This window comes from Ruminococcus callidus ATCC 27760 (assembly GCF_000468015.1).
Classification (GTDB): Bacteria; Bacillota; Clostridia; order Oscillospirales; family Ruminococcaceae; genus Ruminococcus_C; species Ruminococcus_C callidus.
Genome location: NZ_KI260299.1, coordinates 912 through 9211 on the forward strand (window position 1 = coordinate 912; position 8300 = coordinate 9211).

Here is an 8300-nt window from a genome sequence, read left to right on the forward strand (position 1 = left end):
TCTGTCGCACAATCTTTGTGCGGTATTGCCTTTTTATTTTGTTTTGTCTGCGGAATTGCCGTCAGATGCCGCCTGTTCCTTGGCAGCCTTCAGCTTTTTCAAACTGGGACGCATGACCAGAAATGCAGTCACGCCGCATGCCACTGTGAAAATGACCAGCGTTTGCACGATCTGTCTGGTATTTCCGCTGTCCTTTGCATCGTCTGTGGATTCTGCCGCAGTAGTCTGCGGGGCAGTGGTTTCTGCCGCCGCAGCCGGAACTGTCAGCAGGCTTCCTGCCAGAAGCAGTACGCCTAACAGGCTGCAAAGCACTTGTTTCCAACGCCGCTGCATACCGTTAGCTCAAAGAGGACGGAATGGTGGAAGGCGGCATGGAGGAACCGGTGTGTTCCAGATAAGCATCATTCTTGACCGGCTTTACGTTGTTGTACACATCGATACCAGTACCAGCCGGAATCAGCTTACCAATAATAACGTTTTCTTTCAGACCATACAGATAGTCGCTCTTGCCGCGAATTGCCGCATCGGTCAGAGCCTTTGTGGTTTCCTGGAAGGAAGCGGCAGACAGGAAGCTGTCGGAGCTGGAGGATGCCTTGGTGATACCCTGAAGCATCGGCTCTACAGTGACCAGAGCCACTTCGGTTTCGCCGTTGTTGATGCGTTCCTGCAATCCGTCGTTGACTTCCATGATCTTGCGGCGGTCTACCATGGTGCCCGGCAGCAGATAGCTGCTGCCCGGATCGTCTACCTTGACCTTGCGGAGCATCTGGCGGACGATAACTTCAATGTGCTTGTCGTTGATGTCTACACCCTGCAGACGGTAAACCTTCTGTACTTCGCTGATGATATAGTCCTGAACCGCCTGAACGCCCAGAATGTTCAGAATATCACCCGGGAAGACGTTGCCTTCGGTCATGCGGGTACCCTTCTTGATGAATTCGCCTTCGCGAACACGAATCTTGAAGTTATAGTGGATCGGATAGGATTCCGATGCGTGGGTTTCTTCGTTGGTGACGATAATGGTGCGGGAAGTCTTGACTTCTTCGATGTGTACCACACCATCGAGGCGGGACAGGATCGCAGCATTCTTCGGGTGACGGCTCTCGAACAGTTCTTCGACACGGGGAAGACCCTGTGTGATGTCTTCTGCGGAGGCGATACCACCGGTATGGAAGGTACGCATGGTCAACTGTGTACCCGGTTCACCGATAGACTGTGCAGCGATAACGCCGACAGCTTCACCGATGGAAACCAGATTGCCGTGTGCGAGGTTTGCACCATAGCACTTTGCACACACACCCTGTTTTGCACGGCACATGAGGACAGAACGAATCTTGATACGCTCTACGCCGGAATCCACGATCTTCTGTGCATCGGCTTCGGTGATCATCTTGTTCTTGGAGATGATAAGCTCGCCGGTCTGCGGGTCACGCAGATCGTCTACCAGATAACGACCGGTCAGACGTTCTGCCAGCTTTTCGATCAGCTCGTTGCCGTTGCGGATCTCGTAGATCTCCAGACCGTCGGTTGCACCGCAGTCCTGTTCACGAATGATAACATCCTGAGAAACGTCTACCAGACGACGGGTCAGATAACCAGAGTCGGCGGTACGCAGTGCGGTATCTGCCAGACCCTTACGGGCACCACGGGAGGAGATGAAGTATTCCAGAATGTTCAGACCTTCACGATAGTTGGAACGGATCGGCATTTCGATGGTCGCACCGGAAGTGTTGGCAATCAGACCACGCATGCCTGCCAGCTGACGGATCTGGGAAATACTACCACGGGCACCGGAGTCCGCCATCATGAAGATGGGGTTATACCGGTCCAGACCGTTCTGCAGGGCAGTGGTAACGTCGTTGGTAGCCTTGTTCCAGATCTCGATGAACCGCTTGGACTTTTCTGCGGCGGAGATGTAACCGTATTCGTATTCCGCTGTGATGTCATCGACCTGTGCATCTGCTGCGTTGACGATGTCCCACTTTTCCTTCGGGATAATCGCATCGCAGACAGCAACTGTGATCGCAGCCTTGGTGGAGTACTTGAAGCCGGTTGCCTTGATCTTATCCAGCACTTCCGAAGTGGTGGCAGTGCCGTGGATCTTGATACAGCGGTCAATGATCTGACCCAGCTGTTTCTTGCCGACCAGGAATGTAACTTCCAGATCGAACTGCTTGTCAGAATTGGTACGGTCTACATAGCCCAGGTTCTGGGGGATATTTTCGTTGAAGATCAGGCGGCCGACGGTGCAGTCGATGATCTTGGAAACCCGCTTTTCACCGATGTCCTTGGTGATGCGGACTTTGATTTTTGCATGAATGGAAACGTCGCCTTCCTGATAAGCCATGAGGGCTTCGTTGACATCGCGAAAGACCTTGCCCTCGCCCTTTTCGCCGTCCTTTTCCATGGTCAGGTAGTAGGAACCCAGTACCATATCCTGTGTCGGCACAGCAACCGGACGGCCGTCAGACGGCTTCAGCAGGTTGTTGGCAGCCAGCATCAGGAAGCGGGCTTCTGCCTGTGCTTCCGCAGACAGCGGCAGGTGCACAGCCATCTGGTCGCCGTCGAAGTCGGCGTTGAATGCAGAGCATACCAGCGGGTGCAGCTTCAGAGCACGACCCTCTACCAGAACCGGTTCGAACGCCTGAATACCCAGACGGTGCAGGGTAGGAGCACGGTTCAGCAGAACGGGGTGGTCATGAATGACATTTTCCAGAGCGTCCCATACTTCCGCAGAAGCACGGTCTACCATTTTTCTGGCACTCTTGATGTTGGCGATGACCTTGGTGTCTACCAGACGCTTCAGGACAAACGGCTTGAACAGTTCCAGAGCCATTTCCTTCGGCAGACCGCACTGATACATTTTCAGTTCCGGTCCGACAACGATAACAGAACGGCCGGAGTAGTCAACACGCTTACCCAGCAGGTTCTGACGGAAACGTCCCTGCTTACCTTTCAGCATGTCGGACAGAGATTTCAGAGCACGGTTGTTCGGACCGGTGACCGGTCTGCCGTGTCTGCCGTTGTCGATGAGGGCATCGACAGCTTCCTGCAGCATACGCTTTTCGTTGCGGACGATGATTTCCGGAGCGTCCAGTTCCAGCATACGCTTCAGACGGTTGTTACGGTTGATCACGCGGCGATACAGATCGTTCAGGTCTGATGTCGCATATCTGCCGCCGTCCAGCATGACCATCGGACGCAGATCCGGCGGAATGACCGGTACCACGTCCATGATCATCCATTCTGGACGGTTGCCGGACTGACGGAATGCTTCTACGATTTCCAGACGCTTCAGCAGCTTGACACGCTTCTGACCGGAAGCCAGCCCAGCCAGTTCAGTTTTCAGTTCAGCTGCCAGTTCGTCCAGATCGATCTGCTTGAGCAGCTTCTGAATAGCTTCTGCACCCATGCCGGCTTCGAATTCGTCGCCGTACTTTTCCCGATAGGAGTGGTATTCCTTATCGGTGAGCAGCTGCTTGGGCACCAGCTCGGTGTTGCCCGGATCGAGTACGATAAACTTGGTGAAGTACAGGACTTCTTCCAGACGCTTCTGGGAGATTTCCAGCATCTGACCGATACGGGACGGTGTGCCCTTAAAGTACCAGATGTGGGAAACCGGAGCAGCCAGTTCGATGTGCCCCATACGTTCACGGCGAACCTTGGCACGGGTAACTTCTACGCCGCAGCGGTCGCAGATCTTTCCCTTAAAACGGATCTTCTTGAACTTGCCGCAGTGGCACTCCCAGTCCTTGGTCGGCCCGAAGATACGCTCACAGTACAGACCGTCGCGTTCCGGCTTCTGGGTACGGTAGTTGATCGTTTCCGGACGCTCAACTGCACCGTAAGACCATTCCCGGATACGATCCGGAGAAGCAAGACAAATCTTGATAGATTCAAAAGTGTTAAATTCCAAACCGTTACCTCCTATATATCAACGAGGAAACAGGAGAAGCGAACGGAACCTGCCGTCCGCTGCCTGTCTGTTGGTGTGTATATCAAAATCGCTCAAAGGCGAGTGTTCTTGAGAATTACAGCAGATCATCGTCGTCTGTGTCGTCAAAGCTTTCGCCGATGCTGAAATCGTCGCCCAGCAGATCGTCATCGTCGCTGTAGGAACTTGTGTGACTGCTGCCGCCGATGCTGTCGCCCAGCAGATCATCATCTGTCGGATTGCCATCCTTGAAGGACATGCCGGCATCTTCCATATCTCTGTCTGCACCTTCATAGTCCGTAGAAGTTCCCATAAAGGACGGATCATCATCAGCTGCACTGACCGGCTGCGGAATGATCGCTTCTTCTTCCTCGAAGTTGGACTTGAGGTCGATCTCGTTCTGATCCTTGTCCAGAGCCTTTACGTCCAGACCGAGGGACTGCATTTCCTTGATGAGTACCTTGAAGGATTCCGGCAGACCCGGCTTCGGTACGTTCTGTCCCTTGACGATTGCCTCATAGGTGTTGACACGGCCTACGGTATCGTCGGACTTGACAGTCAGGATCTCCTGCAGGGTGTAAGCTGCACCGTATGCTTCCAGTGCCCAAACTTCCATTTCGCCGAAACGCTGACCGCCGAACTGAGCCTTACCGCCCAGAGGCTGCTGGGTAACCAGAGCGTACGGACCAACGGAACGTGCGTGGATCTTATCGTCAACCAGGTGGTGGAGTTTCAGGTAGTACATGTAGCCGACAGTAACGCGGTTGTCGAACTTTTCACCAGTTCTGCCGTCATACAGCGTGAACTTACCGTCTTCGTTCATCTCCAGAGCCTTCGGGTTGATGACCTTCTGCATCGGCTTCAGATCGAACGGATCATCGCGGTGCGAAGCATTCTTTTCGTTGGCTTCGCGGAAGCATGCACGAATGTCATCTTCGTGTGCACCGTCGAATACCGGTGTCATGATGTGCCAGCCCAGAGCCTTGGCAGCCATACCCAGATGCACTTCCAGAACCTGTCCGATGTTCATACGGGAAGGTACGCCCAGCGGGTTCAGGACAATGTCCAGCGGTGTGCCGTCCGGCAGGAACGGCATATCTTCTTCCGGCAGAATACGGGAAACGACACCCTTGTTGCCGTGACGGCCTGCCATCTTGTCGCCGACAGAGATCTTACGCTTCTGTGCGATGTAGCAGCGAACCAGCTGGTTTACGCCCGGAGAGAGTTCGTCGCAGTTTTCGCGGGTGAAGATCTTGACATCCACGATAATACCAGCCTGACCGTGGGGTACCTTCAGGGAGTTGTCGCGGACTTCGCGAGCCTTTTCGCCGAAGATTGCACGCAGCAGGCGTTCTTCTGCGGTCAGTTCCGTTTCGCCCTTCGGGGTGACCTTACCAACCAGAATATCGCCGGCATGTACTTCCGCACCGATGCGGATAATACCGTTTTCGTCCAGATCCTTCAGGGCATCGTCGCCCACGTTCGGAATGTCGCGGGTGATTTCTTCCGGTCCCAGCTTGGTGTCACGGCACTCGATCTCCAGTTCTTCAATGTGCACGGAAGTAAAGACATCTTCTCTTACCAGACGTTCGTTCAGCAGAACGGCGTCCTCGTAGTTGTAGCCTTCCCATGTCATGAAGCCGATCAGAGCATTTTTACCCAGCGAAATTTCGCCGTCTGCGGTTGCCGGACCGTCTGCCAGTACCTGTCCCTTGTGTACCCGTTCGCCGGCATCGACGATCGGACGCTGGTTGACACAGGTAGACTGGTTGGAACGCTTGTACTTCTGGAGTACATATTTATGTGTCTTGTGCTCGTCGTCCACCAGAACGATCTCGTCTGCGGAAACGGAGTCGATGACACCATCATATTCTGATACAACGCAAACGCCGGAGTCTACGGCAGCCTTGTATTCCATACCGGTGCCGACGAACGGACGCTCGGTTTTCAGAAGCGGCACAGCCTGCCGCTGCATGTTGGAACCCATCAGTGCACGGTTTGCATCGTCGTTTTCGAGGAACGGGATCATAGAAGTTGCCACGGAAACTACCATTTTCGGGGAAACGTCCATGAAGTCAACGCGTTCTGCTTCGATTTCCAGAATCTGATCGCGGAAACGGCCTGCGACCTTGGCATTTGCAAAGTGACCGTCTTCTGTCAGCGGTTCGTTTGCCTGTGCGACAATGTAGTTATCTTCCATGTCGGCAGTCATATAAACCACTTCGTCGGTGACGCAGCCGGTTTCCTTGTCCACCTTGCGGTACGGAGCCTCAATGAAGCCGTACTGGTTAATTCTTGCGAAAGTTGCCAGATAGGAGATCAGACCGATGTTCGGACCTTCCGGTGTTTCGATCGGGCACATTCTGCCGTAGTGGCTGTAGTGTACGTCACGAACCTCGAATCCGGCACGGTCACGGGACAAACCGCCCGGGCCCAGTGCGGACAGACGACGCTTATGGGTCAGTTCTGCCAGCGGGTTGTTCTGATCCATGAACTGGGACAGCGGAGAGGAACCGAAGAATTCCTTGATCGCAGAAGTCACCGGACGAATGTTGACCAGTGCCTGCGGGGTGAGCACATCGTTATCCTGTGCCTGCAGGTTCATGCGTTCCCGGATCACGCGTTCCATACGGGTGAAGCCGATGCGGAACTGGTTCTGGAGCAGTTCGCCTACCGAACGGATACGGCGGTTGCCCAGATGGTCGATGTCATCGACGTTGCCGATGCCGTCGCACAGGTTCAGGAAGTAGCTGATCGTTGCGTAGATGTCGTCCAGAATGATGTGCTTCGGCACCAGTTCATCTGCACGCTTGCGGATCGCGGTGCGGAGTTCGTCTTCGCTGGACGCACTGTCGAGGATCTCCCGCAGAACAGCGTAGCGAACCTTTTCGCTGATGCCCAGTGCTTCGCAGTCGAAATCCACATATTTTGCAATGTCTACCATGCCGTTGCCGATGACCTTGGCTTCCTTTTCAATGAAGCGGATCTCGTTTTCGCCGGACTCGGTGACAAAATATTCCTTGGTTTCTGCCTTGATATAGGCTTCCTTGATGCCGGCATCCTGAATCTGCATTGCCTGATCGAAAGTCAGTGTCACGCCTGCATCAAAGAGGATCTCGCCGGTCGCTTCGTCTGCCACCGGACGGGTCAGCTCGTGACCTGCCAGACGGCTGGCGATGCCCAGCTTCTTGTTGTACTTGTAACGGCCGAACCGGCACAGATCGTACCGCTTCGCGTCGAAGAACAGGTTGTTCAGATGTGTCAGGGAGCTTTCCACCGTAGGCGGTTCACCCGGACGCAGCTTCTTGTATACATCGATCAGAGCATCTTCCGTGTTCTTGGTGGAATCCTTCTGGATAATGGTCTGGGACAGACGCTCGTCGTTGTCGAACATCTCGGCAATTTCTTCGTCTGTGCCGGTGCCCAGAGCACGGATAAATGTAGTGATCGGGATCTTGCGGTTCTTGTCGATGCGGACATAGACCACATCGTTGGAATCCATTTCATATTCCAGCCATGCACCGCGGTTCGGAATGACGGTAGCCTTAAACAGGTCCTTACCGGTCTTATCCTTTTCCGAAGCGTAGTATACGCCCGGCGAACGCACCAGCTGGGAAACGATAACACGTTCTGCACCGTTGATGACAAAGGTGCCGCTTTCGGTCATCAGGGGGAAGTCGCCCATGAAGATCTCGCTCTCCTTGACTTCACCGGTTTCCTTGTTCCAGAGCGTTGCAGTCACACGCAGCGGTGCTGCATAGGTCACGTCGCGTTCCTTGCATTCTGCAATGGTATATTTCGGGGTGTCATCGATGCGGTAATCGGTAAAGTTCAGTACCAGATTGCCGTTGTAGTCTGTAATGGAAGAAACGTCGCGAAAAACTTCCCGCAGTCCCTTTTCACGGAACCACTTGTACGAGTTCTTCTGTACCTCGATCAGGTTCGGCATTTCCAGAACTTCGTTGATCTTACCGAAGTTCATACGAACGTTTTTCCCGCACTGCTTTGGCGTAACATGCACCATTGGCGAAAAACCTCCTTAACTCTTTGTCAGACAAAAATTCGCCTGTTTCCCTTACAACCTTCCGCACACAGCGGAAAATCTTTTTCTGTGATTTGAAAAAAAGGACTTGACAGACGAGGTCGGAATGTGGTATACTATTCTGCTGAAATGTGCATTGACACATTACGATACATTTTATTATTATATAATGCAAGCGTTCTTTTGTCAAGGGCGTTTTTTTATTTTTGTAGGAATGCCGCTGAAGCACAGGCTGTTCCGCTTCTTTTTCGTCAACTTGCACAAGCCGGACGGAACTGCCGCAGACAGCAAAGGCAACACCGCACAAAGCCCGCCTGACGGCTT

At 53.6% G+C, this 8300-nt stretch carries 4 protein-coding genes; 1 reads left to right on the forward strand and 3 read right to left on the reverse strand.

What is annotated here, in order from left to right:
- Positions 1-33 precede the first annotated feature (33 nt).
- The 3 genes from RUMCAL_RS01700 to rpoB form a co-directional block, all read right to left on the reverse strand.
- Positions 34-333 carry a hypothetical protein gene (locus RUMCAL_RS01700; protein ID WP_021680701.1) on the reverse strand — a complete coding sequence of 100 codons (300 nt, stop codon included), beginning with the start codon at positions 331-333 and terminating at the stop codon, positions 34-36.
- 4 nt (positions 334-337) lie between these two features.
- Entirely contained in the window at positions 338-3916 is a 3579-nt protein-coding gene (rpoC, locus tag RUMCAL_RS01705) for a DNA-directed RNA polymerase subunit beta' (protein WP_021680702.1), read from the reverse strand.
- 115 nt (positions 3917-4031) lie between these two features.
- Entirely contained in the window at positions 4032-7958 is a 3927-nt protein-coding gene (gene rpoB / locus RUMCAL_RS01710; RefSeq protein WP_040646521.1) for a DNA-directed RNA polymerase subunit beta, read from the reverse strand.
- A gap of 154 nt (positions 7959-8112) precedes the next feature.
- Between rpoB and RUMCAL_RS16120 the strand changes: the two genes are divergently transcribed.
- A partial coding sequence (locus RUMCAL_RS16120; RefSeq protein WP_207636431.1) for a hypothetical protein occupies positions 8113-8300 on the forward strand: 188 nt, incomplete at its 3' end.

Bases quoted from the DNA above. Each gene is read 5' to 3' on its own strand.
- RUMCAL_RS01700 (WP_021680701.1), bottom strand. From the start codon at position 333: ATGCAGCGGCGTTGGAAACAAGTGCTTTGCAGCCTGTTAGGCGTACTG.
- rpoB (WP_040646521.1), bottom strand. From the start codon at position 7,958: ATGGTGCATGTTACGCCAAAGCAGTGCGGGAAAAACGTTCGTATGAAC.